The organism is Brevibacillus sp. LEMMJ03, from assembly GCF_007197875.1.
In the GTDB taxonomy this organism is placed as follows: domain Bacteria; phylum Bacillota; class Bacilli; order Brevibacillales; family Brevibacillaceae; genus Brevibacillus; species Brevibacillus thermoruber.
This window is the reverse complement of sequence record NZ_VKJN01000007.1, coordinates 157,726-181,685: the sequence shown is the minus strand read 5'-3', so window position 1 is coordinate 181,685 and position 23,960 is coordinate 157,726. Positions and strand designations below refer to the sequence as shown.

At 58.7% G+C, this 23,960-nt stretch carries 23 protein-coding genes and 1 riboswitch; of the genes, 20 read left to right on the top strand and 3 right to left on the bottom strand.

The window, feature by feature from the left end; translation table 11 throughout:
* Positions 1 to 236: 236 nt before the first annotated feature.
* Complete coding sequence (locus tag FOI68_RS11295) at positions 237 to 1,583, top strand: sigma-54 interaction domain-containing protein (RefSeq protein WP_143863230.1); 1,347 nt, start codon at positions 237 to 239, stop codon at positions 1,581 to 1,583.
* Positions 1,584 to 1,694: 111 nt separating this feature from the next.
* Here FOI68_RS11295 and FOI68_RS11290 read toward each other — a convergent pair whose 3' ends face one another.
* A complete protein-coding gene (locus FOI68_RS11290) occupies positions 1,695 to 2,033 on the bottom strand; it encodes a winged helix-turn-helix transcriptional regulator (RefSeq protein ID WP_029100479.1) in 339 nt (112 codons plus the stop codon).
* A gap of 266 nt (positions 2,034 to 2,299) precedes the next feature.
* Here FOI68_RS11290 and FOI68_RS11285 point away from each other — a divergent pair, with 266 nt between their 5' ends.
* The 7 genes from FOI68_RS11285 to FOI68_RS11255 all read left to right on the top strand — a co-directional run bounded on the left by FOI68_RS11285 (position 2,300) and on the right by FOI68_RS11255 (position 9,447).
* Positions 2,300 to 3,526 carry an MFS transporter gene (locus FOI68_RS11285; RefSeq protein ID WP_255433435.1) on the top strand — a complete coding sequence of 409 codons (1,227 nt, stop codon included), beginning with the start codon at positions 2,300 to 2,302 and terminating at the stop codon, positions 3,524 to 3,526.
* Between the two features lie 8 nt (positions 3,527 to 3,534).
* Positions 3,535 to 4,509, top strand: a complete 975-nt coding sequence (locus FOI68_RS11280) for a TIGR03571 family LLM class oxidoreductase (RefSeq protein WP_221935118.1) — start codon at positions 3,535 to 3,537, stop codon at positions 4,507 to 4,509.
* Between the two features lie 21 nt (positions 4,510 to 4,530).
* Positions 4,531 to 5,463: an aldo/keto reductase gene (locus tag FOI68_RS11275; protein ID WP_044898541.1), complete on the top strand. Its 933-nt coding sequence runs from the start codon at positions 4,531 to 4,533 to the stop codon at positions 5,461 to 5,463.
* A gap of 331 nt (positions 5,464 to 5,794) precedes the next feature.
* Positions 5,795 to 6,484, top strand: coding sequence for a CoA transferase subunit A (locus tag FOI68_RS11270; RefSeq protein WP_029100475.1), 690 nt, complete (start codon positions 5,795 to 5,797; stop codon positions 6,482 to 6,484).
* A gap of 12 nt (positions 6,485 to 6,496) precedes the next feature.
* Positions 6,497 to 7,162 carry a CoA transferase subunit B gene (locus FOI68_RS11265; protein WP_029100474.1) on the top strand — a complete coding sequence of 222 codons (666 nt, stop codon included), beginning with the start codon at positions 6,497 to 6,499 and terminating at the stop codon, positions 7,160 to 7,162.
* 51 nt (positions 7,163 to 7,213) lie between these two features.
* On the top strand, positions 7,214 to 8,599 hold the full coding sequence (locus FOI68_RS11260) for a GntP family permease (RefSeq protein ID WP_029100473.1): 1,386 nt from the start codon (positions 7,214 to 7,216) through the stop codon (positions 8,597 to 8,599).
* A gap of 62 nt (positions 8,600 to 8,661) precedes the next feature.
* Positions 8,662 to 9,447, top strand: coding sequence for a 3-hydroxybutyrate dehydrogenase (locus tag FOI68_RS11255; protein ID WP_143863229.1), 786 nt, complete (start codon positions 8,662 to 8,664; stop codon positions 9,445 to 9,447).
* Positions 9,448 to 9,583: 136 nt separating this feature from the next.
* On the opposite strand, the gene FOI68_RS11250 is transcribed toward FOI68_RS11255, so the two are convergent.
* On the bottom strand, positions 9,584 to 10,204 hold the full coding sequence (locus tag FOI68_RS11250) for a DUF3298 and DUF4163 domain-containing protein (protein ID WP_035296333.1): 621 nt from the start codon (positions 10,202 to 10,204) through the stop codon (positions 9,584 to 9,586).
* Between the two features lie 235 nt (positions 10,205 to 10,439).
* Here FOI68_RS11250 and FOI68_RS11245 point away from each other — a divergent pair, with 235 nt between their 5' ends.
* From FOI68_RS11245 to FOI68_RS11215, 7 genes are all read left to right on the top strand, one after another.
* A complete protein-coding gene (locus tag FOI68_RS11245) occupies positions 10,440 to 11,921 on the top strand; it encodes a methyl-accepting chemotaxis protein (protein WP_143863264.1) in 1,482 nt (493 codons plus the stop codon).
* Positions 11,922 to 12,008: 87 nt separating this feature from the next.
* A riboswitch (SAM riboswitch) is annotated at positions 12,009 to 12,119 on the top strand.
* Between the two features lie 228 nt (positions 12,120 to 12,347).
* Positions 12,348 to 13,376 (top strand): BMP family lipoprotein, encoded by a 1,029-nt coding sequence (locus FOI68_RS11240; protein ID WP_143863228.1) that lies wholly within the window; start codon positions 12,348 to 12,350, stop codon positions 13,374 to 13,376.
* 77 nt (positions 13,377 to 13,453) lie between these two features.
* Positions 13,454 to 14,983: an ABC transporter ATP-binding protein gene (locus FOI68_RS11235; RefSeq protein WP_143863227.1), complete on the top strand. Its 1,530-nt coding sequence runs from the start codon at positions 13,454 to 13,456 to the stop codon at positions 14,981 to 14,983.
* The gene (locus tag FOI68_RS11230) at positions 14,958 to 16,028 is read left to right on the top strand and encodes an ABC transporter permease (RefSeq protein ID WP_143863226.1); all 1,071 of its coding nucleotides are present in this window, start codon (positions 14,958 to 14,960) and stop codon (positions 16,026 to 16,028) included. The genes FOI68_RS11235 and FOI68_RS11230 overlap by 26 nt, the downstream gene beginning before the upstream one ends.
* The gene (locus tag FOI68_RS11225; protein ID WP_143863225.1) at positions 16,015 to 16,932 is read left to right on the top strand and encodes an ABC transporter permease; all 918 of its coding nucleotides are present in this window, start codon (positions 16,015 to 16,017) and stop codon (positions 16,930 to 16,932) included. The genes FOI68_RS11230 and FOI68_RS11225 overlap by 14 nt, the downstream gene beginning before the upstream one ends.
* A gap of 34 nt (positions 16,933 to 16,966) precedes the next feature.
* The gene (locus tag FOI68_RS11220) at positions 16,967 to 17,629 is read left to right on the top strand and encodes a sulfite oxidase-like oxidoreductase (RefSeq protein WP_044898547.1); all 663 of its coding nucleotides are present in this window, start codon (positions 16,967 to 16,969) and stop codon (positions 17,627 to 17,629) included.
* Positions 17,630 to 17,631: 2 nt separating this feature from the next.
* Entirely contained in the window at positions 17,632 to 18,354 is a 723-nt protein-coding gene (locus FOI68_RS11215) for a nucleoside phosphorylase (protein WP_143863263.1), read from the top strand.
* A gap of 328 nt (positions 18,355 to 18,682) precedes the next feature.
* Here the strand turns inward: FOI68_RS11215 and FOI68_RS11205 are convergent, their stop codons facing one another.
* The gene (locus FOI68_RS11205) at positions 18,683 to 19,093 is read right to left on the bottom strand and encodes a hypothetical protein (RefSeq protein ID WP_143863262.1); all 411 of its coding nucleotides are present in this window, start codon (positions 19,091 to 19,093) and stop codon (positions 18,683 to 18,685) included.
* A gap of 700 nt (positions 19,094 to 19,793) precedes the next feature.
* On the opposite strand from FOI68_RS11205, the gene FOI68_RS11200 reads away from it, so the two are divergent.
* From FOI68_RS11200 to FOI68_RS11180, 5 genes are all read left to right on the top strand, one after another.
* Entirely contained in the window at positions 19,794 to 20,396 is a 603-nt protein-coding gene (locus tag FOI68_RS11200) for a glycerol-3-phosphate responsive antiterminator (RefSeq protein ID WP_143863223.1), read from the top strand.
* Positions 20,374 to 21,048, top strand: coding sequence for an HAD-IA family hydrolase (locus FOI68_RS11195; RefSeq protein ID WP_065067483.1), 675 nt, complete (start codon positions 20,374 to 20,376; stop codon positions 21,046 to 21,048). The genes FOI68_RS11200 and FOI68_RS11195 overlap by 23 nt, the downstream gene beginning before the upstream one ends.
* On the top strand, positions 21,036 to 22,103 hold the full coding sequence (locus FOI68_RS11190; protein WP_143863222.1) for an ABC transporter ATP-binding protein: 1,068 nt from the start codon (positions 21,036 to 21,038) through the stop codon (positions 22,101 to 22,103). Before FOI68_RS11195 ends, FOI68_RS11190 begins: the two co-directional genes overlap by 13 nt.
* Positions 22,103 to 23,047, top strand: coding sequence for a carbohydrate ABC transporter permease (locus tag FOI68_RS11185; RefSeq protein WP_143863221.1), 945 nt, complete (start codon positions 22,103 to 22,105; stop codon positions 23,045 to 23,047). The genes FOI68_RS11190 and FOI68_RS11185 overlap by 1 nt, the downstream gene beginning before the upstream one ends.
* 70 nt (positions 23,048 to 23,117) lie before the next feature.
* Positions 23,118 to 23,945, top strand: coding sequence for a carbohydrate ABC transporter permease (locus tag FOI68_RS11180; RefSeq protein ID WP_035296301.1), 828 nt, complete (start codon positions 23,118 to 23,120; stop codon positions 23,943 to 23,945).
* Positions 23,946 to 23,960: the final 15 nt, after the last annotated feature.

The window sequence follows — 23,960 nt, the reverse complement described above, 5'->3', positions numbered from 1 at the left end:
AGCCTTCCTCGTCGAAAACGGGGCAGGCTCTTTTCGTTTGGGGTTCCGGTCGACATGACAGGGCGTCTGCTTTTGATCACGAACGGCGTGCCCTGGGGGTCCCTCTTTCATCAGAGGGGGCGAACGGTTCTCAGAAAAAGGAGTATCTTCCGTGCCGCCACCTGCTCTATAATGGCTGGTAGTGGACACATATCGGGAGAAGGGAGGGCTCTTTTACGGAACAGAATCCCCCAACCATGGGCGAACTGCTGGAAGCCGTCTTCGAGAATGCTCATGAAGCCATTGTCGTGACGGATCGAGACGGGAAGATCCTTCTCATGAACCGAAGCTACCGCGAGTTTTTGGGCGTGGACAACGTGGTCGGCCGCCACGTCACCGAGGTGATCGAGAACACGCGGATGCACATCGTGGCGCAGCAGGGCAGGCCTGAAATTGCGCAAATTCAGCGAATAAAGGGACAAAACATGATCGCCAACCGCATTCCGATCATGGAAGGCGGGAAGGTCATCGCCGTGCTGGGCACCGTGCTGTTTCAGGACGTGCAGGAATTGTCGGGATTGGCCGCGGTGGTGGATCAGCTTCGGGACGAGCTGACCTACTACAAACGGGAGCTGCAGCGGCGGCTGGGGGCGATTTACCACTTTGACGAGATCGTGGAACGCAGCCCCAAGATGAAAGAGCTGAAAGCCTTTTGCCAAAAGGTGGCGAAGAGCGATTCCACCGTGTTGATCACCGGGGAGAGCGGAACGGGAAAAGAGCTGTTTGCCCACGCCATTCACGCGGGGAGCCGGCGAAAAATGGGCCCGTTTATCCGGGTCAACTGCGCCGCGATTCCGGATGCCCTGCTGGAGTCCGAACTGTTTGGATACGAAGAGGGGGCGTTCACCGGGGCGGCGCGCAAAGGGAAAAAAGGAAAGTTTGAATTGGCCAACCACGGCACGATTCTGCTGGACGAGATTGGGGACATGCCGCTGCCGCTGCAGGCAAAATTGCTGCGCGTGCTTCAGGAAAAAGAAGTGGAGCGGGTAGGAGGGGTCCGGCCGATTCCCATCGATGTGCGGGTGATCGCCTGCACGAATCAGGACCTGCCCAGCCGCATTCGCGAGGGGGCGTTCCGGGTGGACCTGTACTACCGGCTGAACGTGGTGTCCCTGAACATTCCGCCGCTGCGGGAACGGCTGGAGGATCTGCCGGAGCTCGTTTCCACCCTGCTCAAGCAGATCGTCGAGACAACCGGAGTTCAAGTGCGGGAGATCGACGAAGAGGTGTGGGACGTGCTGCGCAGCCACTCCTGGCCGGGGAACGTGCGGGAACTTCGCAATGTCCTGGAGCGGGCGGTACATCTGATGGATGGGGACGTGCTGAAAAAGGAGCACATCTGGCTGCCCGGATCGGGAAAGGCTCTCCCCGTTTCACCGGTTCGCCCCTTGAAGGAGACGCTGGAAGCGGCGGAACGCGAGGCGATCATGCGGGCGATGGAGGCGGCTGCCGGAAACAAGCTGGAAGCGGCGAAACTCCTCGGGATCAGCAAGTCCAGCTTCTATCAAAAATGGGAGAAATACAACCGGGACAAACCGGTGTAAGCGGTCCGGAAATCGGAAAAGCACGCCCGATTTCCGAACGGGCTGGAAGCAAAACAAAAGAAAGCAGAGGTGTCGGGAAACGACGTGCCCCAGACGCTCTGCTTTTTTTGCTTATTTCTTGTTGGCTCGCTCCTTTTTGATGTACTCCTCTCCCCATGCGCACAACTGATCCAGGACAGGCTTCAGCGACCACCCGAACTCATTCAGTTCATAGACCACTTTCGGCGGGACCTGATGGTACACAATGCGGTTGATGACGCCATCTTCCTCCAGTTCGCGAAGCTGCTGCGTCAGCATTTTTTGCGTGATGGCGGGCATGGCTTTTTTCAGTTCGCTCGTTCGCATCGGCCCACGGGTCAAATGGCAAAGAATCACCGTTTTCCACTTTCCCCCGATGACTTCCAATGTCGCTTCCACCGGAATGTTGTACGTTTTTTCCGCTTTTTTCATGCCGTTCCACCTCTCCTTGCATCATCGCAGTTTCTGTTTGTTGTTTATATTACTGATTGGTTCCTATAGCACTGAATAGTAACAATAGCACAAAAAAGTACGTACTTTCTATTCAATCGTATATGTTACATAATACGTTTTGTCGTTGTCGATAAGAAATTCTGCCAAAAGATTGGAGGGGAGACTCCGGTTTCATTATACGACTTTTCATTAATTCCTATTTATCCTATCGACATACAATATTTTCTGATTGAGGAGGTTGCCATATGGCCGTACACAATGACCATCGCGCAAACGGCAGCGGGATGCAGCGCCACAGCTTCTTTGCCCTGCTCGCGTTGGCCATCAGCGCTTTTGCCATTGGAACGACGGAATTTATCAGTGTGGGCTTGCTGCCATCCATTTCGCAGGATTTGCACGTTCCCGTCACCACCGCTGGACTCACGGTGTCCCTCTATGCCCTGGGAGTGGCGTTCGGAGCGCCTATTTTAACGTCCCTGACGTCATCGATGTCCAAAAAGACGCTGCTGATGTGGATCATGATTGTCTTTGTGATCGGGAACAGTATCGCCGCCACTGCCACGGGCTTTGAGATCCTGCTCGTCGCTCGTGTCATTTCGGCCTTTTCCCACGGTGTCTTTATGTCCATCGGGTCGACGATTGCCGCGGATCTGGTTCCGGAGGACCGTCGAGCGAGCGCCATCGCCTTCATGTTCACCGGTCTGACGGTGGCCACGGTGACAGGTGTGCCGTTTGGTACGTTTATCGGGCAAACGTTCGGCTGGCGGTATTCCTTTGCAGGCATTGCCGGGATTGGCCTGATTTCGCTGCTGGCCAACGCCATTCTGGTTCCCGCTCGTCTCCGTCAGGGAACGCCCACCACATTTGCGGATCAACTGAAACTGGTCACAAACGGCCGCTTGCTTCTTGTCTTCATCATCACGGCGCTGGGGTATGGCGGGACGTTCGTCGTCTTTACGTATCTCTCTCCCATTCTGCAGGAAATTACGGGATTTCAAGCCGGCACGGTAAGCATCATCCTGCTTGTCTACGGGGTCGCGATCGCGATTGGAAACATCATCGGAGGCAAAGCATCCAATCGCAATCCCATCCAGGCGCTGTTCTACATGTTTATCGTCCAGGCGATCGTGCTGCTTCTCCTGCTGTTTACCGCGCCTTTTAAGGTAATGGGGCTTGTCACGATCATTTTCATGGGACTGTTCGCCTTCATGAACGTTCCGGGACTTCAGCTATACGTGGTCCAGTTGGCTGAGAAGTACGTTCCGTCTGCAGTGGATGTGGCTTCTGCCATCAATATTGCCGCGTTCAATGCCGGCATTGCGATCGGGTCCTACCTGGGTGGAATGGTCACGGATTCCCTGGGGCTTCTCCATACTTCATGGGTAGGCGCCTTGATGGTGGCGGGGGCCGTGGTTCTATCCCGGTGGAGCATGGTTCTGGAGCGGAGCAGCCGCGTTGATTCCATCGCATGAGAAAGGAGGTGGTTCGCCTGGGTATCTCGGCATTGAAGAAAATGATTCCGTCCCGTCGCATGACGTTTGGCGTCGAGCTTCCCCTGGATACCGACTGGTCACCGGCAGGACTCAAACAAGCGGAACAAGAGGGACGTCCCTTCGGTGTCCCGAACATGGAGCGCCATGCGGAGTATGCCCGATTGGTGGATCGGCTTGGCTTCACATCCATGTGGCTGCGGGATGTGCCCATTTTTGATCCATATCGTTTCGGCGATGCCGCTCAACTGTTTGACCCCTTTGCGTATTTGGGATATCTGGCTGCCATCACGCATGAGGTCATCCTGGCCACGGGAGCCATTGTCCTCCCGCTGCGCCATCCGTATCATGTCGCCAAAGCCGCCGCCACCATTGATCAACTGTCCGGCGGGCGTTTCGTGATGGGGATTGCAACCGGAGATCGCCCGGTGGAGTTTCCGCTGTTCGGAGTGGAAGCAGAACGGAAAGGGGAAATCTTCCGCCAAAGCGTCCGCCTGATCAGGGACGCGTGGAACAAAGAACAGATGTTGGTTGACAACCAGCTCGATCTGCTCCCCAAGCCGGTTCAAGAAACGATTCCACTCGTCATGGCGGGTCGGGGCACGCAAACACTGGACTGGATTGTTCAGCATCTGGACGCCTGGTTCAACTATCCCCGAGGAATCGCGGCTACCGAACAGCAGATGGCCGAGTGGATAAAAGCGCATGACGATCTTGGCATCACAGAGAGGAAACCGTATATTTCCGCGTATCATCTGGATCTCCACGAGGATCCGGATCACCCGGCAGAGCCGTTTAAGTTCGGGGCCACGATTGGAAGAAACGAACTCATTCGACACTTGAAACGGCTTGAGGAGATTGGGGTTGCGCATATCGCGTTTCATTTCCGCCACTCGCAGCGTCCGATTCCGGAAGTCCTGCACGAGTTGGCCGAATATGTACTGCCAGCGTTCGAACGCGAGTAAGAAAAATGAGGAGGAATCATCATGGAAAACAGACGGTTGGGAGACAGCGAACTGTTTCCGTCTGTGATTGGATTTGGGGCCTGGGCCGCTGGAAAAACGGGGTGGGGCGATGTTGACGAACGGGCGATCGTGGAAGCGATCCAGACCGCGTACGATCTGGGGGTGAACTTCTTTGACACGGCACCTTTCTACGGATACGGGGAATCGGAACGCATCCTGGGAAAAACGCTCAAACCGGTGCGCGACAAGGTCATCATCGCCACGAAGTTTGGCATCGTCTGGGATGACAAGGGCGGCTTTGTGATGGATGTCAGCCGAAAAAACATCCTGCGCGAAATTGATGAAAGCCTGAAAAACTTGGGCACCGACTACATTGATCTGTATCAGGTGCACTGGCCGGATCACAAGACACCGATCCAGGAAACCATGGAAACGCTGAACGAACTTGTCCAAAGCGGAAAAATCCGTTATATCGGCGTATCCAACTTCTCCGTGGAACAAATGGAAGAAGCGCGCAAATACGCCCATGTCGTTTCGCTTCAATCCCAATACAACCTGCTCCAGCGCGGCGTGGAGCAAGCCGAGTATCCGTACGTGGAGCGTGTCGGCATGGGATTCATTCCGTACAGCCCTCTGGCTCAGGGACTGCTGACAGGGAAGTTCACCAAAGAGACGAAGATTCCCGAACATGACGTTCGGCGCCAGTTCAATCCGCTTTTCAAAGACGGGGAATTCGAAGCAAACGTGGAGAAAGCAGAGAAAATCCGCACCATCGCAGATCGTTATGGCAAGCCGATGGCGCAAGTCGCGGTGAACTGGCTTCTGGCAAAGCCGGCTGTAGCCACAGTCATTACCGGCGCCAAAAACAAGGAGCAGGTGATTCAGAATGTGGCGGCGGCAGAATGGAAGCTGCTGCCCGAAGACGTCGCTGCGTTGGATGCCATGACGAGGTAACGCCCCCCAAAAAAACCGAACAGCTTGTGCGAAATGGCTTCTGTGTTCAGCAGGAGCCATTTTGTTTTGTCGTGGTGGAAAACGCAGATTCTGCCGCCATCACGGCATCTGCCGGGAACCCGTCGTTTTCCGGAGGGCGTTTCCGAAAACATGGACGTCACTTTCCGCAATTGTGGAATGATTCCGTCAATATGGGGGGCGCCGGTCACGGCCGTGGAGCGCAGAAACCCGGCTCTCGACAGGTTTTTGCAAAAAGTGCGACAGTTTGGCACAATCCCTGCAATAAAGTTGAAAGCGATTTCATATACTCGTCTTGGGAGGAGTGCGAAACGTGAGCGTGTGCGAATCGATTGAACAGGCCCTGGCCGGCATCACGGACGGGGCGACCATCATGGTGGGCGGCTTTGGCCTCGTTGGCATCCCGGAACATTTGATCATGGGCCTGTACGAAAAAGGGGTAAAGAATCTCACCGTCATCTCGAACAACTGCGGCGTGGATGACTGGGGACTGGGGATTCTCCTGCGAAACAGGCAGATCAGGAAGATGATTGCGTCCTACGTGGGAGAAAACAAGGAGTTTGAGCGGCAGTTCCTGTCCGGAGAGCTGGAAGTGGAGCTGGTTCCCCAAGGGACGCTGGCGGAGCGAATCCGGGCGGGCGGAGCCGGCATTCCGGCCTTTTACACCCCGGCAGGCGTCGGCACCCCCATCCAGGAGGGCAAGGAAGTCCGCACGTTCAACGGCAAGGAATACGTGCTGGAAACGGGGTTGCGGGCCGATTTTGCCCTGGTGAAAGCCTGGAAGGGAGACCGGCTGGGCAACCTCATCTACAACAAGACGGCTCGAAACTTCAATCCGATCATGGCCGCAGCCGGGGCGATCACCATCGCCGAAGTGGAAGAGCTGGTGGACGTGGGCCAACTGGACCCGGACGCGGTTCATACCCCCAGCATCTACGTGCAGCGGATCATCCGCTGTGAGAACTATCAGAAACGCATCGAAAAACGTACGGTGAGAAGCTAGGAGGGAGCTGTCCTGATGTTAACGAGAGAACAGATTGCCAAAAGGGCCGCGCAGGAAATTGAAAACGGTTTCTACGTGAACCTGGGAATCGGGATTCCCACGCTGGTCGCCAACTACATTCCGGCGGACAAACAGGTCGTGCTGCAGTCGGAAAACGGGCTGCTCGGGATCGGACCGTACCCGACGGAAGACGAGGTGGACCCGGACTGCATCAACGCCGGCAAGGAGACGATCACGATGATTCCCGGCGCCTGTCTGTTCGACAGCGCGGAATCGTTCGCGATGATTCGCGGCGGCCACATCGACGTCGCCATACTGGGCGCGATGGAAGTCTCCGAGCGGGGGGACCTGGCGAACTGGATGATTCCGGGAAAGATGGTCAAGGGAATGGGCGGCGCCATGGACCTGGTGCACGGGGCCAAGAAGATCGTCGTGATCATGGAGCATGTAAACAAGTACGGCGAGCCGAAAATCCTGAAAACCTGCCGGCTCCCCCTGACCGGCAAAGGGGTGGTTCACCGCATCATTACGGATCGCGCCGTCCTTGACGTCACGCCGCAGGGGTTGGAACTGGTGGAAGTCGTGGACGGCTATTCCCCGGCCGATATCCAAGCGTGTACCGAGCCTGAGCTGATCATCTCCCCCAATCTGCGCGTCCTGTCGTCCGCCGCGCTGTAACGTGGCGGACGGGGCTCAGCTTTTTGGCGAGGGGCAGGAAAGGAGAATTCTATGGTAATCGAAGTGTTGGCGATTCTCGTCTCGTTGGGACTGCTGATGTTTTTTGCGTACCGCGGCTACCCTGTCATCGTGTTTGCGCCGATTTTTACCCTGTTGGCCGCCGTTCTGTCGGGACTTGCGCTGCTGCCCAGCTACACCGAAACGTTCATGACGAACGCGGCCAACTATGTGAAATCGTTCTTTCCCGTCTTCCTGTTGGGCGCAATCTTTGGCAAGGTGATGGAAATGAACGGAGCGGCCGCCTCCATCGCCCAGTCGATCGTAAAGGCGCTCGGCTCCAACCGGGCGATCCTGGCCGTCGTGCTGGCCTGCAGCATTTTGACCTACGGCGGCGTGTCGCTCTTTGTCGTGGCGTTTGCGGTGTACCCGTTTGCCGCCGCCATCTTTCGCGAGGCCAACATTCCCAAACGGCTGATTCCGGGCGCGATCGCCCTCGGCGCGTTTACCTACACGATGGATGCGCTTCCCGGTTCGCCGCAGATTCAGAATATTATCCCCACCAATTATTTTGGGACAGATGCGTACGCCGCTCCGCTGGTGGGGATTATCGGCGCCATCATGGTCTTTTGCGGCGGCATCTTCTGGCTGGAGCGCAGGCGCAAACAGGCAGCCGCGGCCGGCGAAGGGTACGGGGAAGGCCACATCAACGAACCGGAGCTCAACCGGGATCAAACCTACATGAACATCTGGCTGGCCGTGCTCCCGTTGGCGCTGGTCCTGGTGTCGAACTACCTGTTCAGCAGAGGGTTTCTGACCGTGGAAACCTGGTATGACCCGCAGCTTCTGAAGGACAGCTTCAAAATCGACAAGGTGAAGAACGTTGCCTCCTCCTGGGCGCTGATCATCGCGTTGAGCATCGGCATCCTGGCTGCGGTGCTGATCAATCTGAACCAGGTGAAAACGAAGCTCGCCTCCGGTTTGACCGCCGCCGCGATGGGGGCCCTGCTGGCCATCTTCAACACGGCGTCCGAGGTGGGATTCGGCAACGTGGTCAAAACGCTGCCCGGTTTCAAGCTGATTCAAGACTGGATTCTCGGGGCAAGCAGCCATCCGCTGGTCTCCGAAGCCGTGGCCGTCAACGTGCTCGCGGGGATTACGGGATCGGCCTCCGGCGGCATGTCCATTGCGCTGGAAGTGATGGGGAAACAGTATCTGGAACTGGCGCAGGCGGCCGGCATCAGTCCGGAGCTCTTGCACCGCATTGCCTCGATGGCTTCCGGCGGGATGGATACCTTGCCGCATAACGGAGCCGTCATCACCCTGCTGGCGATCACGGGATTGACGCACCGCCAGTCCTACAAGGACATTTTCGCGATCACCGTGTTGAAAACGCTGACCGTCTTTATTCTGGCAATCGCCGCTTCGCTCTTCGTCTAGGTCAAGAACGCATCCGGGACGAAGCGGCGGAGGTACCAATCGGAAAAAGGAGTTGTGTCATCATGAACAAGCTGCTGGAAGGAAAAGTCGCACTGGTCACCGGTGCGGCAAGCGGAATCGGGTATGAAATCGCCCGGACGTTTGCCCGGGAAGGAGCCAAGGTGCTGCTGCTGGACCTCAACCGGGAGGCCGTGGAAAAAGCGGCCGAGCAGCTGCAGAGCGAGGGGAGGGAAGCCCTGGGAGCAGGCTGCGACGTGACGGATGAAGGCCAGCTCAAGGCGAGCATTGAGAAGAGCGTGGAGACGTTTGGCCGGCTGGACATCCTGGTCAACAATGCGGGGCTGCAGTTTGTGTCGCCGATCGAGGATTTCCCGACCGACACATTTGAGCGGCTGCTCACCATCATGCTCACGGCGCCGTTTGTCGCCATCAAGCACGCCTTTCCCGTCATGAAGCGTCAGGGGCAGGGGCGGATCATCAACATGGCCTCGATCAACGGCCTGATCGGGTTTGCCGGAAAAGCGGCCTACAACAGCGCCAAGCACGGGGTGATCGGCCTGACCAAAGTGGCCGCCCTCGAGGGAGCCGCTCACGGCATCACCGTGAACGCGCTGTGTCCGGGGTACGTGGACACGCCGCTCGTGCGGAATCAATTGGCCGATCTGGCCAAGACCCGAAACGTCCCGCTGGAACGCGTGATGGAAGAAGTCATTTACCCGCTCGTTCCGCAGCGGCGGCTGCTGTCCGTGCAGGAAATTGCGGACTACGCCGTCTTTCTGGCAAGTGACAAGGCCAGGGGAGTGACGGGGCAAGCGGTCGTGATTGACGGCGGGTATACGGCACAGTAACGCCGTACGTGTTCCCGTCTGCTGCCGCCGTCTCCACACCCGGGCGCCCGGCAATCAACCAGGCTGTCGACATCGTCGGCAGCCTGGATGTTTTTATGAGTCCGATCCCACAAATGGCCGAATCCCGCCACGCACGCTACGAGTTGGTCGCCATGACGCTGAGCGGCCCCTTTTCGCTGATGATCGGCTCCAGCTCGAACACCGAGATGGGAAACATGGGGAAGCCCACGTAGTACGGCGTGATCTCGTAGAGTTGAAAATAGATGACGAGCGCTTTGTCGGCCACGTAGAAATCCTGGTCGGGGCGGATCGCCTTGAACGGCTCCAGGGTGGGAATACGCCGTTCCGCGATCTGTCTCCTGATGTTGTCCGACAGCACCTTGACATAGTCGCTGCCCGGTTTGAACAGGTCCCGCAGGGAGAAGATTTTCCCGGTCTGCACATCCGCGGTGAGCGACTTCAGATAGGTCATGCCGTGAGCCATCGGATAGGTGTAGGCGTAGTTGTTCAGGGTGACGCTGAAGATGCCCCGCTGATTGTTTTTGATCTCGTAGCTCCCCTGCATGTCCGTCGTTCCCGGCACCTGGATGTCATGCTGCCGGTTGATCAAATCCTGCACGTACCGCGACAGGGTTTGATTGATCTTCTGTTCGGCCTGCGGATTGGCCAGGCCGGCCAACTGCGGGTAATAAATGGTCACGTTCGGACGGCTGATCGTGCGGGTCAGCACGGCTGCCGGCAGTTGATTCAGTTCCACGGCGTTCCCGTTCCCTTCCTGAAAAATGCGTTCCCTGCATTAGCCTATTCGCAGGGGGGCCAAACGGTCATTGCGGAACCCTCTTCTGATCCGGCAGCACTACGGGCGCGTTAGAACTTTTTTCACATGTTTTCCATGTACCCGATAGTATTTGGAAGATTTTTCAGGATATAATGACAAAAGAAAGCTGTATCCAGACACACGGGAGGTAAAGGAGGAACTTATGCTTCAGACCATGTTTCAATTGGTCCGCAACACCTTGACCAACAAAGAAGGCTTCATGATCTTTATTCTCTGGAATCATCTGTGGCTGGCCGGATGGATCGCGTATCAGGAGGACGTGAACTTCTGGAAGCTGACATCGCTGGGCCTGCTGGTGACGCTGATCGTTTCGCCGTACTACTTCATCCGCAAAGGCAGTTACGTGATTCGCTACCTGGTGGCGATCGGCTTTATGTATTACTCCATCGCGTTCGACCACTTTACGTCTTACCCGGAGACGGCGTTCCTTTCCTTCATCGTGCTCGGCTTCCTCGCGGCCTATCTGGACTGGAAGCTGGTCGTCTCCGCCGGGATTGTCCAGATCGCGGCGACGTTTGTCGGGTTTTACACCGGTTTCTACGACATGTTCGACGAAGGCCGGACGGAGGTCAACCTGATCCTGCACCTCGTGTCCGTTGTGCTGATGATCGCCGGCTTGACCTACCTGTGTCTGGCCGGACAAGCCTCACTGAGCAAAGCGGAGGCGGCGCGGCGGGAAGCGGAGGAAAAGGAACAGCGGCTGGCGGAGCTGTTGGGCCACATCCGACTGGTGACGGAACAGCTCGACCGCACGTCGGAGCACGTGCATGAGCACGCGGAGACGACCAAACGGAACACGGACGAGATGATGATCGCGTTCCGCGAAGTGGCGACGGGGATGGAGGCGCAGGCCAACTCCACGGTGAAGATCGAGGAGGAAGTCCAGTCAATCGACCACGAGATCGTGGCGGTCAACGAGCAGGCCAACGCGATGAAGGCGGAGGCCGATCAGAACAACCGCCGCCTCACCGACAGCATCGGCATGATGAACGAGCTGTCGCGGCAGATGGAGCAGATCGTGCAGGCGGTCAACGTGGCCTCGTCCACCATCCGTGAGCTGAACCGGCAGGCCAACCGGGTGGAGGAGATCGTGCAGACGATCAACCAGATCGCGACCCAGACCAACCTGCTGGCGCTCAACGCAGCGATCGAATCGGCCCGGGCCGGGGAACACGGACGCGGCTTCGCCGTGGTGGCCGACGAGGTGCGAAAACTGGCGGAACAAAGCGCCACAGCCACCCAGGAGATTGCCGAGATCCTGCAGTCGCTGCACCAGGAGAGCGAAAACGCCGTGCGCCACATGAGCAACGGGGAAACGTCGGTGGCCAAGGGACAGGAGCTGGCCGTCCAGACCGTCACCTCCATCGAGGCGGTTCGGGCCGGGATGGAATCGTTTTTGCAGGCCGTCGAGCACGTGCGCTCCAGCATGGACAGGGTGAAGCTGCGCTCCGGGGAGGTGGCCGCCGAGATGTCGACGATTACGGCCGTGACGGAACAATCGGTGGCCAATCTGGAAGAGCTGTTCGCCACGGCGGAAAACCAGCATCAGAAGGTGCGGGAAATCACGGAGGAGCTGGGCGAGCTGAACGCGCTGTCGCGCAAACTGCAGCAGTCGTTTCAGGGGCAACAAACGTAATGTTTTGAAATGACAAAAAAATCGTTTGCATTTTGCTTTCCTTTTGCTAGAATAAGAGACATTACAACTGGATAGTGGATTCACCTTACCTTATCAAGAGAGGCGGAGGGACTGGCCCGATGAAGCCCGGCAACCACTGTACCCCGGTACAGAAAGGTGCCAATTCCTGCAAAACCCGTGGGTTTTGACAGATGAGGAAGAGGTTCGCGATACCAAACTCTTCCTCCGGGAAGAGTTTTTTTCATATCATCAGCAGGGTTTCCATGGAAGCGCCTCTTGTGGAAAAAGGAGGAATAAGTCGAACATTTTTGTGTTTCTATAGTAAAATATTCGTGTTTTCTCTTGATATTTTCGATAAAAACCCGTAAATTACCGGTATGAGAATCGTAAAATCGAAACTTTTGTCACTGGATAGGAGAGAGCAGCATGAAAAAGTACCTGTTGGCATTGACGACGTTTGCCGTTCTGGCCGCCGGATGTGCGGCGGGGAGCGGCGCACCGGAGGAAAAGGGACAAGCCGGGGGACAGGACGGCGGCGCGAAAAAGCGGGTCGCGCTGGTTCTTCCGGAGAAGATCGGGGTCAACCCGTTCTTCCAGCAAATGGACGAGGGCGCCAAGAAAGCGGCGCAGGAATTTGGCGTCGACGTGAAAACCATCGAGTCGACCGACCACGCCGCCATCGAGGAGAACATCCGCGCGGCCGTGGCTGAGAATTACGATTTGATCATTACGTCGTCGTTTGAATCGGAGGACGCGCTGAAAAAAGTGGCGGCGGAAAACCCGGACCGCATGTTTGCAATCATCGATACCGTCGTGGACCTGCCGAACGTCCGCAGCGTGGTCTTTCGCGAGCATGAAGCCGCCTACCTGATGGGAGCGGCGGCCGGCCTGGCGACCAAGACCAACAAGGTGGGCATCGTCGCAGCGATGGACATTCCGCTTCTGAAAAAGTGGACGGTCGGCTTCCAGGAAGGACTGAAAGCGACCAATCCGAAGGCAGAGGTCTTCGTCAACTACGTCGGCAGCTTCAACGACCCGGCGAAAGCCAAGGAGCTGGCCCTGCTGCAGGCAAACAAGGGAGCCGACTTCATCTACGGGGCCGCTGCCGTAGGCGACCTGGGCGTGTTTGAAGCGGCCAAGGAAAAAGGCTTCTACACCTCCGGCCAGGACGTCGACCGCACCGGCATCGATCCGGAACACATCGTCCTGTCCCAGTTGAAAGGAACCGACACGGCCGCTTACGAAACGGTAAAGGCGTTTGTAAACGGCAGCCTGAAACCGGGCGTGCAAACGTACGGCCTGAAGGAAGACGGCGTCGGCGTCACCTACGTCACGCGCGAGAGCAAGACGCCGCTCCATCCGTTCATCGGAGAAGAGATCATCAACAAGGTGAAAGCGATCAAGGACGAGATCGTGGCGGGTACGCGCAAGGTGCCCGATCCGCTGCAGCAGTAAACGAGACGGCGACCGACTACTGTGGTAGTCGGTTTCCTGTTGCAACGGGCCAACAGGAAAAAGGAGGGAAGAACGGGATGGCGTACCGTCTGGAAATGCGCAACATGACGAAAAGGTACGGCGATTTTACGGCCAACGACAACGTGTCGTTCACCCTGCGGGCCGGCGAAGTCCACGCCATCGTCGGGGAGAACGGCGCCGGCAAAACCACCCTGATGCGGATGCTGTACGGCATGGAACAGCCGACGTCCGGGGAGATCGTGCTGAACGGCCGGCCGGTGGTCTTTCGCGGCCCCGACGACGCGATCAAACACGGCATCGGGATGGTGCACCAGCACTTCATGCTGTTTGCCGATTTCAGCGTGGCGGAGAACATCGTCATCGGCTATGAACCGCAGCGCGCCGGCCTGTTCCGGCGCAAGGAAGCGGTGGAGGCGGTGCGGGCCCTCAGCGAGCGCTACCGCATCCCGATCGACGTGACCGCCCGGGTATCCCAATGCTCGGTCGGGGAACAGCAGCGCGTGGAGATTCTCAAGGTGCTGTACCAGGGAGCGGACATCATCGTACTGGACGAACCGACCGCCGTCCTGACGCCGCTGGAGGTAAAGGAACTGCTGCAGACGATCCGCCACCTGGCGGAGAGCGGCAAGAGCGTCATCCTGATCACGCACAAGCTCAAGGAAGTGATGGAGGTGGCCGACCGGATCACGGTGCTGCGCGGCGGCCGGGTGACCGGGACCGTTTCCCGGCAGGAGACCAGCGTGGACGAACTGGCCCGGCTGATGGTGGGCCGCGACCTGCAGCCGTTGAGCGAGCGGGTGAGTCTGGCCGGCGGGCCGCTCCTGCAGGTGGAAAACCTGACCGTTCGCGACCGGCAGACGATCGTGGACGGCGTTGCTTTTACCGTGCACCACGGGGAGATCGTCGGAATCGCCGGGGTCTCGGGCAACGGCCAGTCGGAACTGCTGCAGGCCATCACCGGGCTGCGGCCGGTCACGGCGGGCAGGGTGCTGCTGGGCGGAAAAGACGTCACCAACCGTCCGGTGGCGGCCATTCGCGAAGCGGGGTTGGCCCATATTCCGGAAGACCGGTACCTGTGGGGAACGGCCAAGCAGGAGAGCGTGGAGGAAAACGCCTTGATGGGCTATCAGCGCAAACCGGCGTTCAGCCGTCGCGGCGTCATTCTGCGGGACGCGTTCCGCCGCGTGGTGGAGCAGTGGGTGGAGCGGTTTGCCATCAAGACCGGTTCCCGGCACCTGCAGGAGCAGGCGGGCAACCTGTCCGGCGGCAATCTGCAAAAACTGATTGTCGCCCGCGAGCTGGGGCAAAAGACGCCGCTGTTGATCGCCGCCGAACCGACGCGCGGCGTGGACATCGGGGCGATGGAACACATCCACCAGGCGCTGATCGAAAAGCGAAACAGCGGCGACGGGATTCTGCTCGTCTCGTCGGAGCTGTCGGAAATTTTGGCGCTGTCTGACAGAATTCTGGTCATGTACAAGGGACGGATCGTCGGCGAGCTGAAGCGGTCGGAGGCGACGGAAGAGAAAATCAGCGTGTTGATGGCAGGAGGAAGCATCCATGGAAGCGGTCAAAAAGCTGTGTAAATCGCTGGTCCAGCCGCTGTTGGCGGTGGCGATCGGCTTGTTGACGGGAGCGGTCGTCATCAGCGCGGTAGGCGAATCGATCCTGGACACCTACCAGCAGATGTGGAAAGGGGCGTTCGGCAGCTTTTACTTTTTCGCCTCCACGCTGGCCCGGTCCACGCCGATCATGCTGATCGGGCTGGGGCTGTCGCTGGCGTTTCGCGCCGGGGTGTTCAATCTGGGCGCCGAGGGGCAGATGGTGCTGGGAGCAATCGGCGCGACGCTGGTCGGGCTGTACCTGCCCGGTCCCGGACTGGTGAAAATGCTGGCCGCGCTGGCAACCGGGGTGGCCGTGGGCGGTCTCTGGTCGCTTTTGGCCGGGTACATGGAGGCGAAGTTTCGCGTCCAACTGCTCATCACCACCCTGCTGCTCAACTACATTGCCGTCCTGTTTGCCGGGTATCTGGTCAGTGAACCGTTTCAGGACAAGTCAGGCTCGGCGGCGCTGGCCCAGACGGCCATGCTGGAGAAGAGCGTCTGGCTGCCCAAGCTGTTCGCCGGCATGAGCGTGCACGCCGGCTTCCTGTTGGCGTTGGCCGCCGCTCTGGCATTGTTCTGGGTCGTCCGGTTCACGCCGTTCGGCTACGAGGTGAAGATGCTCGGACACAATCCGTTTTTTGCCCGGTACGGCGGGATCGACAAGGACCGGGTGATGCTTGTGGCGATGTTTGCCAGCGGGGGATTGGCCGGGCTGGCCGGCACCGTGGAAGTGCTGGGGGCGCATTACCGGTTCGTCGACGGCGCGCTGACCGTCCCCGGGTATGCCTGGACGGGCTTGATGGCCACGCTGCTGGCCAATTCCCACCCGATCGGCGTCGTGTTTACCTCGATTCTGCTGGCCGCCCTGCAGACGGGCGCGATGGGCGTGGAGCGAAACACCGAGGTGCCGCTGGAGCTGGCCAGCGTCATCCAGGCCGTGCTGATTCTGTTTATCTCCGCCAAATTCAGCCATGACTGGTGGAAGAACCGCAAGAGCAAGAGGAGGGAGTCGCATGGAGTTGTTTGATGGAGCCCTCGTCAGTTCCACCATCCGGATGGTGACTCCGATCCTCCTGGCGGCACTGGGCGGAGCGCTGTGCGCCCGGGTGGGCATCTTCAACGTCGGGCTGGAGGGGCTGGTGTTGGTTGGAGCGTTTTCCGCCATCGTCGGCAACCACTTTACCGGCAGCCTGCCGCTGGCCGTCCTGTTTGCCGCCGCCGTCACCGTGCTGTTTTCGCTGTTGTTTGCCTACATGGCGATCGGACTGAAGGCGAACGAAATCATCGTCGGCGTGGCGATCAATTTCCTCGCGCTGGGGCTGACCACGTTTGCGCTGCGCGCCGTCTTCGGCGTGAAAGGGGCGTTTTACGACAAGGACATGGCCGGGCTGCCGCAGTGGCAGATCCCCCTGGTCACAGACATCCCCGTGCTGGGAAACATCCTGTCGGGTCATTCGCCGCTGGTCTACGCGGCCTTTTTGGCGGCGGTTCTGCTGCATCTGTTCTTTGCCCACACCGTGACCGGCTTCCGCGTGCTGGCGGCCGGGATGAATCCGGTGGCGGCCCGCAGCCTGGGCCTCAAAGTGACGCGGCTGCAGGTGCTGGCCATTGCCCTGTGCGGCGTTCTCTGCGGCATGGCCGGGGCACAGCTCTCGCTGGGACAGGTGACCATGTTTACTGAAGGCATGACGGCGGGGCGCGGCTTTATCGCGCTGGTGGCGATGATGTTGGGGCAGTCTCACCCGTTGGGCATTCTCGCCTCCAGCCTGCTGTTCGGGCTGATGGACGCGCTCAGCATCCGTCTGCAGGGCTTTTCGCTGCCAACGCAGTTTACCGCGATGCTGCCCTACGTGCTGACGATTGCGGCGATGTTCTTCCTCAAGGACAGGGGCGCGGCCGCAAGCACCGCCAGCCGGCAGAGCGCCCGCTAGACGGAGACGGACTGACTTGGGAGGGAACGAGAAGATGAACAAGGCAGAGCGAATCAAACGGATGAGGGTGCCCACAGTCGATCCGGCCCTGGCGCGGCGGCTGCCGCCGGGACAGGTGCTGACGGAGCGGTTTCCGATCTTGCATGAGGGGAAGGTGCCCGTCTACGACATGGAGACGTGGACGCTGCGGGTCTTCGGGGAAGTAGACCGGGACGTAACGCTCTCGTACGCCGACATCATGGCAATGCCGCAGACGACGATCACCTGCGACATCCACTGCGTCACCCGCTGGTCCCGGTTTGACAACCGGTTTACCGGCGTTCGTTTCCGCGATTTCCTGGCGGCGGCCGGTGTCACGCCGCAGGGCAGGTACGTGATGCTGCACGGCGATTACGGCTACACGGCCAACGTGGCGCTGACCGACCTGGACCGGGACGACGTGCTGCTGGCCCACTCCTTTGACGGAGCGCCGCTGACGGACAAGCACGGCTGGCCGCTGCGGCTGATCGTGCCTCACCTCTATTTCTGGAAGAGCGTGAAATGGCTGCGCGGGATCGAATTCATGAACGAAAACAAACCCGGCTTCTGGGAGCAAAACGGTTTTCATCTGAACGGCGACCCGTTCCGCGAAGAGCGTTTCTCCGGCGAAGCCCTGCCGATTCCGGAAGACGAATGGGAGAAAAAGGAGTTTGATTGATGATGCTGCCCAATCTGAAAGTTGACCCGGAAAACCTGCCGAAGCGCGCGATCGTCTGCGGCGATCCGAAGCGGGCGTCCCGCATCGCCGCCCTGCTGGACGAGAGCAGGCCGATCGGGGAAAACCGGGAATACCACAGCTATGCGGGAACGTGGAACGGCACGGCGGTGGCCGTCGTCAGCCACGGCGTCGGCTCGCCGGGGGCGGCCGTCTGCTTTGAAGAGCTGGCCAAAGGCGGCGTGAAAACGATCATCCGCGTCGGAACGGCCGGTTCCTACCAAAAAGCGATCGAACCGGGCAGCCTGGTGATCAGCACGGCGGCTGTCCGCCGGGACGGACTGACCAGCCAGTTGGTTCCGCCGGGCTTCCCGGCCGTGGCCGACCGCCGCGTCGTCGATGCGCTGTCCGCCGCCGCCGCGAAGCGCGACACGGGACTCCATGTGGCCGAGGGCGTGACGCTGACGATGGACATGTTTTACAGCGGCGTCGTGGAGTTTCCCCACAAGCTGTACCAACAGGCGGGCGTGCTGGCCGTGGAGATGGAGAATGCGGCGCTGTTCGTGATTGCCGCTCTTAGAGGCATGCGCGCCGGCTCCATCCTGGCGATCGACGGTTACGCCGACGCTGACCTGTTGGAAACGTACAACCCTCATACCGAAACGACGGCCAAAGCGATTGAGGCGGAGGCGCGCATCGCGCTGGATGCGATCGTGACGGTGGAATAGGGAGCCCATCCATAGAACATCCCTCGTGTGATGGCACGAGGGATTTGACTTTACTGTAATTCATAGTTCGCTTATCGTACTTTTCCGACCTAACATCTAGTATCCGCGTCGGCTCAATTAGATTTTGCTATTGAAATACTCTTCTGTTACCTGCAACTGCCTTTTGAGAATATCTTTCCACATATGCCCGTTGATCTGTCCCGAACTATTGGATACTTTGGTTCGTTTTAATGTGCCGTCTGGCATACGCTTGCGATAGAAGAAGTGGTCGGTCTTCTTATACAACTCCCAACCATCGTTCTCGCAGAAGCGTTTAAGTTCTTTCCAACTAGGCATCCAGCAAATGAACAATCCCTTGCAGATCGTCTTGGATTAACACTTTCAATACATATGGAAAGTGTGCTCGGCGATTCGGGGCACTATAATACGTGGCAAAGTCTTCATAGTACTCTTGGGCATATTCCAGGAGTTCTTGTGCCAACATCACCTTGGCTTCCCTGTCAGTATCGCCGTTGGCAACAAGGTCGATTTCTCGGAGAGACGCGGTCACTGAACCGTCATCTTCCCTATGTAAGTCGACATGGAAATGATAATTCTCGGTCAGTGCTTTTAAGTGATCGATTGATATGGCAAGGAAATGGTCTCTGCTACGTTTGACTACTTTGGGTTGATGTCTCACAACATCGTCAATAAACTGACCCCAGTTTTTTCGTACATCTGTAGCGTTTAAAGTTAGCATAAACACCACCTCTCACCCCCTATTATAAACGAGTCGTTGGAATGTGTACATAGTGTACGCTATGTACATTAATTTTATTCCTGTGTAGCTCTTGAAAGATATTTATCGCTGATCGTAAGCAAACAAGGTGAAGAAGCCTATGAGTATGTCTATAAAGAAAGCGGCAGTTATTATCCTAAGCGCGGAGATTTTTTACATTCCGCGAAAACTACGAAATTACTTGACTTTAAGGTGTTGGGCGTTACGAAAGCGGACAATACTTCCACGGAGGTGAAGGTATTGTTGCAATTCGCTAGACTCGACAAAGAAAAAGTGTTTACAATGAAAAAGGTTTTTGGAAAATGGCAGGTGGTTTTACACGGTCTGGATGGAAATGGTTGACAGCACACGGATATGGAGAGCGCGTCAGATCCACGATTTTCTCGTCGTGAGGTCTGACGCTTTTCCTTTTCATGCGGGCTGCCGGACGAGACTCTCGCTCAAACGGGCATTCCTTTACAAAACCCTGGCCCAACGTTAATACGCGCTTCACGTTCCCTTAACTTTCCAACGGTACCATCGTAATTGACAAGTGAACGATTCCCGCGGTTGGAGCCCTGGAGAAACCCCTCGACATCATTTCCAAGCACTCTCATCGAGAAGTATTTGGCGATTGTCATGTCGTGGGGGTTTTGTTTTGGGCGAAAGGAGGCGCGCCTGGATGAACCAAGCGGAATTTTACGAGCGGCTGGCCCGGCAGAAGCTGATTGCCTCGGTCAAGGAGCCCAAGTATCTGGAAAAGGCGGCGGAAGCGCAGGCAAGCGCGGTGGTGCTGTCCATCGGGAACATCGGGGTGATCAAGCGTTACGTCGACTTTTTCAAAACGCACGGCGTGCCGGTGTTCCTGCATCTGGAACGGATCGGGGGAATCAGCTACGACCGGGAAGGCGTCGCGTTTGTCGCCCACTACGTCAGGCCGGACGGCATCGTCACCACCCGCAACACGCTGATCAAGCTGGCCAAAAAGCAGGGATTGCTGACGATCCAGCGGCTGTTTCTGGTGGACAGCGACGCCCTCCGATCGGGGCTGCAGTCGGTGCAGGACACGCAGCCGGACGCCGTTGAGCTGATGCCGGCACTGCTGCCGGAGGTCATCGCCGAATACCGGCAGGAGCTGGGGGAGACGCCGATCATTGCCGGCGGTCTGATCCGCAAACGGGAACAGATGGTGCAGGCGCTCCAGTACGGGGCCGTCGCCGTCTCTGTCGGCAGCCATTCTTTATGGAAGGAGAGTCTTGCGGATGTATCAATGCCTGTTGTTTGACCTGGACGGCACCCTGCTGGACAGCCGGGATGCGGTGATCGACGCGGTCGCCCGTACGGCGGAGCGCTTTGCGCCGGGGGTGTTCAGCCAGGACGATCTTTTGAAGCGTTTCGGCGAATCGCTGGACGACTTTCTCGCGGCGGCGGCCGGGGAGACGTACGACCGCGAGGCGGTAAGGAAAAGCTACGCCGCCTACGTCCGGGAGCATCACGACCGGCACGTCCGCCTGTTTCCCTGCGTACGCGAAGGGCTGGAGCGACTGAAAGCGGCCGGTTACCGGATGGCCGTGGTGACCAACAAGCAGCGCGAGTTTGCCGTCGCGGGGCTGGAACTGGCGGGATTGGTGGAGTTCTTTGAGGTTGTCGTCACCATCGACGACGTGTCGCGCGGCAAGCCGTCCGCCGAACCGGTTCAACAGGCGCTCCGCCTGCTTCAGATGCGGCCGGAGCAGGCCCTGATGATCGGTGACAGCCGCTACGACGTACTGGCGGCCGCAGGAGCGGGCGTCAAGTCGGCGGTGCTGGAGTGGTACGGCGCGGAAGAGTGGACGTCCGCCGTTCCTGACTTGCGCTTTGCCAATTTTCAGACCTTTGCCGAAGAGATGCTGGCCGTCAGGGCACTGGGAGGGAATGGAGCCAGATGGCACGAGTGATATTGAAGCAGGTAACCAAAACATTTCACAGCCAGACGGTGGTCAAAGGGCTGGACCTGGTCATACCGGACGGTTCCTTTACCGTGCTGGTCGGTCCGTCAGGGTGCGGAAAATCGACCACGCTGCGGATGATTGCCGGGCTGGAGAGCGTCACGGACGGGGAAATCCTGATCGGCGACCAACCGGTCAATCATCTGCCGCCCGGCAAACGGGACGTGGCGATGGTGTTTCAAAACTACGCGCTCTATCCGACGATGAACGTCTACGACAACATCGCGTTCGGCCTGCGCAACCGGGGGTACTCGAAAAAAGACTGCCGGACGATGGTGGAAGAAATCGCGGAGGTGGTCGGGCTGACACCGTATCTCAAGCGGAAGCCCTCGGAGCTCTCCGGCGGACAGCGGCAGCGCGTCGCCCTGGCCCGCGCGATGGTGAAAAAGCCGCAGGTGTTTCTGATGGATGAACCGCTGTCCAACCTGGACGCCAAGCTGCGCAACCAGATGCGGGTGGAGCTGACCAGCCTGCACAAACGGCTCGGCACCACCTTTATCTACGTCACCCACGACCAGGTGGAAGCGATGACGATGGGCGATCAGATCGTCGTCATGAGCGAGGGTACGATCATGCAGGTGGCGCCGCCGATGGAGCTGTATCGGGAGCCGGCCAACCTGTTCGTCGCCCAGTTTATCGGCTCGCCGGCGATGAACGTCGTCCCGGCGGATGGGCGGGCCGAACACTTGTGGGGGTTTCGCCCGGAAATGGCGGTCCTCCTGCCGGGCGGCGCGTCGGCCGTCCCGGCGGAAGCGGCGTGGTCGCTCGGCGGCACCATCATGTCACGGGAAATTCTCGGTTCGGACGCGCTGTACCACGTGGAAACGGAGAGAGGACACGTCGTGGTCAAGGCGGGAACGGAGACGATGGTGGAGATCGGCGCGACGGTGCTGGTGTCGGTGCCGCTGGCGCACATCCACGTATTTGACCGCGCGACCGGGAAGCGGCTGGGACGGCTGGAGGGACGGACCCGGAACCATTCGCTGGCGGGAGGGGTGGTCTGATGCGTAAAGCCATTGCCGTCCAAGAGGTGGCGAACGCGCAATCGGCGGGGGCGCTGCCGGCGGCCCGGTTTGCCTTCGCCGAGCGGATTCGTCCGTACCTGTACATCGCGCCCGCCCTGCTGTTCTTTGCCGTCTTTTTCTTCTTTCCGATCGCGTATGTGATCTACTTGTCCTTTCACGACTGGTCGCTGCTCAACCTGGAGGAGATCGAGTGGGTGGGGCTGGACAACTTTGCCGCGCTGTGGGAAGACGCCGATTTTCGTCAGGTGCTCGCCAACACCTTGATGTACACGCTCGCCACGGTGGGGCTCGGCATCGTCATCGCCTTTTTCCTGGCGCTGTGGCTCAACCGCAAGGCCAGGGTGTACGGGCTGGTGCAGGCGGCCGTGTTCAGTCCTCATATCGTCTCGCTCGTCTCGGTCGCGATGCTCTGGATGTGGCTGATGGACCCGCAGTACGGTCTGCTCAACGCCCTGTTGGAATTCGTCGGACTGCCGGCGTACACCTGGCTGACCGACACGAAAAGCGCGCTGGTGTCGCTGATCGTGGTAAGCCTCTGGAAAGGGGTCGGCTACAACACGGTGGTCTTCATCGCCGGGCTGCAAAGCATTCCCCGCGACATATACGAGGCAGCCGCCCTGGACAGCTCTCCGTGGTGGCGCACCCTGGTCAGCATCACGGTTCCGATGCTGTCGCCCACGCTGTTCTTTTTGCTGGTGATCAACACGATCTCATCGTTTCAGGTGTTTGACACGATCTACATCATGACCCAGGGCGGTCCGGTCAACAGCACCAACATGCTGGTCTTCTACATTTACGAGCAGGGCATGGATTTCTACAACGGCGGCATCGCTTCCGCCGCATCCGTCATCCTGCTGGGGATGGTCGGATTGCTGACGCTGCTGCATTTCCGCCTGATGGGAAAACGGGTCCACTACCGCTGACGGGCCCCTGATCCGGCCAGGTATGGAAGCGAATTCGACACAGGTTCGCCGGGAGGAAGGAGGAGGTTGTATGAGACATGCGGGACGTGCGGCGTGGAAAGCGGTGGAGTGGGGGCTTCTCGCCGTCGTTTCCCTGATCTTTGTGTTTCCGTTTCTCTGGATGTTTGTGACCGCGTTCAAGACGATGCCGGAGGTGTACCGGTTCCCGCCCACCTGGTGGCCGGAGTCGTGGCAGTTGGAGAACTTCCGCATCGCGTGGGAATCCGGCCCGTTTCTCACCTACGTCTGGAACAGCTTTCTCGTGGCGGCGGGCATTCTCGTCCTGCAGCTCTTGACCGGCGTGCCGGCCGCGTACGCCTTTGCCCGCTACCGGTTTCGCGGGCGGAATCTGCTGTTTGGCCTGACCCTGATTGCTTTGATGATTCCCCCCCAGGTGGTCTTTTTGCCGGTGTATGTGGAAATGAGCCAGTGGGGGCTGGTGAATACGCTGTGGGCGCTGATTCTGCCGTACGGGGCGAGCGCCTTCGGAATCTTTTTGCTCCGCCAGTGTTTCATGCAGGTGCCCGACGAGGTGATCGAAGCCGCCCGGCTGGACAATGCCTCCGAGTGGACAATCATGTGGACGATCATGGTGCCGATGGCCAAGCCGGTGCTGGTCACGTTCGGGCTGTTCAGCTTCATCTATCACTGGAACGACTACTTCTGGCCGCTGATCATGACCAACAGCGACGCCGTGCGGACGCTGCCGATCGGCATCTCCATGCTGAAGGCGGCGGAAGGCGGCAAGCTCTGGAACGTCATCATGGCGGGCAACATGATCCTCGTGCTGCCGGTCCTGGCCATCTTTTTCATCGCTCAGCGGCACATCATCAGCGCATTTGTCTATTCATCCAAATAAAGGGGAACACCCGCG

Bases quoted from the DNA above. Each gene is read 5' to 3' on its own strand.
- FOI68_RS11295 (WP_143863230.1), top strand. From the start codon at position 237: ATGGGCGAACTGCTGGAAGCCGTCTTCGAGAATGCTCATGAAGCCATT.
- FOI68_RS11230 (WP_143863226.1), top strand. From the start codon at position 14,958: ATGGAAGCGGTCAAAAAGCTGTGTAAATCGCTGGTCCAGCCGCTGTTG.
- FOI68_RS11245 (WP_143863264.1), top strand. From the start codon at position 10,440: ATGTTTCAATTGGTCCGCAACACCTTGACCAACAAAGAAGGCTTCATG.
- FOI68_RS11255 (WP_143863229.1), top strand. From the start codon at position 8,662: ATGAACAAGCTGCTGGAAGGAAAAGTCGCACTGGTCACCGGTGCGGCA.
- FOI68_RS11220 (WP_044898547.1), top strand. From the start codon at position 16,967: ATGAACAAGGCAGAGCGAATCAAACGGATGAGGGTGCCCACAGTCGAT.
- FOI68_RS11235 (WP_143863227.1), top strand. From the start codon at position 13,454: ATGGCGTACCGTCTGGAAATGCGCAACATGACGAAAAGGTACGGCGAT.
- FOI68_RS11275 (WP_044898541.1), top strand. From the start codon at position 4,531: ATGGAAAACAGACGGTTGGGAGACAGCGAACTGTTTCCGTCTGTGATT.
- FOI68_RS11205 (WP_143863262.1), bottom strand. From the start codon at position 19,093: ATGCTAACTTTAAACGCTACAGATGTACGAAAAAACTGGGGTCAGTTT.
- FOI68_RS11190 (WP_143863222.1), top strand. From the start codon at position 21,036: ATGGCACGAGTGATATTGAAGCAGGTAACCAAAACATTTCACAGCCAG.
- FOI68_RS11240 (WP_143863228.1), top strand. From the start codon at position 12,348: ATGAAAAAGTACCTGTTGGCATTGACGACGTTTGCCGTTCTGGCCGCC.
- FOI68_RS11195 (WP_065067483.1), top strand. From the start codon at position 20,374: ATGTATCAATGCCTGTTGTTTGACCTGGACGGCACCCTGCTGGACAGC.
- FOI68_RS11290 (WP_029100479.1), bottom strand. From the start codon at position 2,033: ATGAAAAAAGCGGAAAAAACGTACAACATTCCGGTGGAAGCGACATTG.
- FOI68_RS11185 (WP_143863221.1), top strand. From the start codon at position 22,103: ATGCGTAAAGCCATTGCCGTCCAAGAGGTGGCGAACGCGCAATCGGCG.
- FOI68_RS11200 (WP_143863223.1), top strand. From the start codon at position 19,794: ATGAACCAAGCGGAATTTTACGAGCGGCTGGCCCGGCAGAAGCTGATT.
- FOI68_RS11225 (WP_143863225.1), top strand. From the start codon at position 16,015: ATGGAGTTGTTTGATGGAGCCCTCGTCAGTTCCACCATCCGGATGGTG.
- FOI68_RS11215 (WP_143863263.1), top strand. From the start codon at position 17,632: ATGCTGCCCAATCTGAAAGTTGACCCGGAAAACCTGCCGAAGCGCGCG.
- FOI68_RS11285 (WP_255433435.1), top strand. From the start codon at position 2,300: ATGGCCGTACACAATGACCATCGCGCAAACGGCAGCGGGATGCAGCGC.
- FOI68_RS11180 (WP_035296301.1), top strand. From the start codon at position 23,118: ATGAGACATGCGGGACGTGCGGCGTGGAAAGCGGTGGAGTGGGGGCTT.
- FOI68_RS11260 (WP_029100473.1), top strand. From the start codon at position 7,214: ATGGTAATCGAAGTGTTGGCGATTCTCGTCTCGTTGGGACTGCTGATG.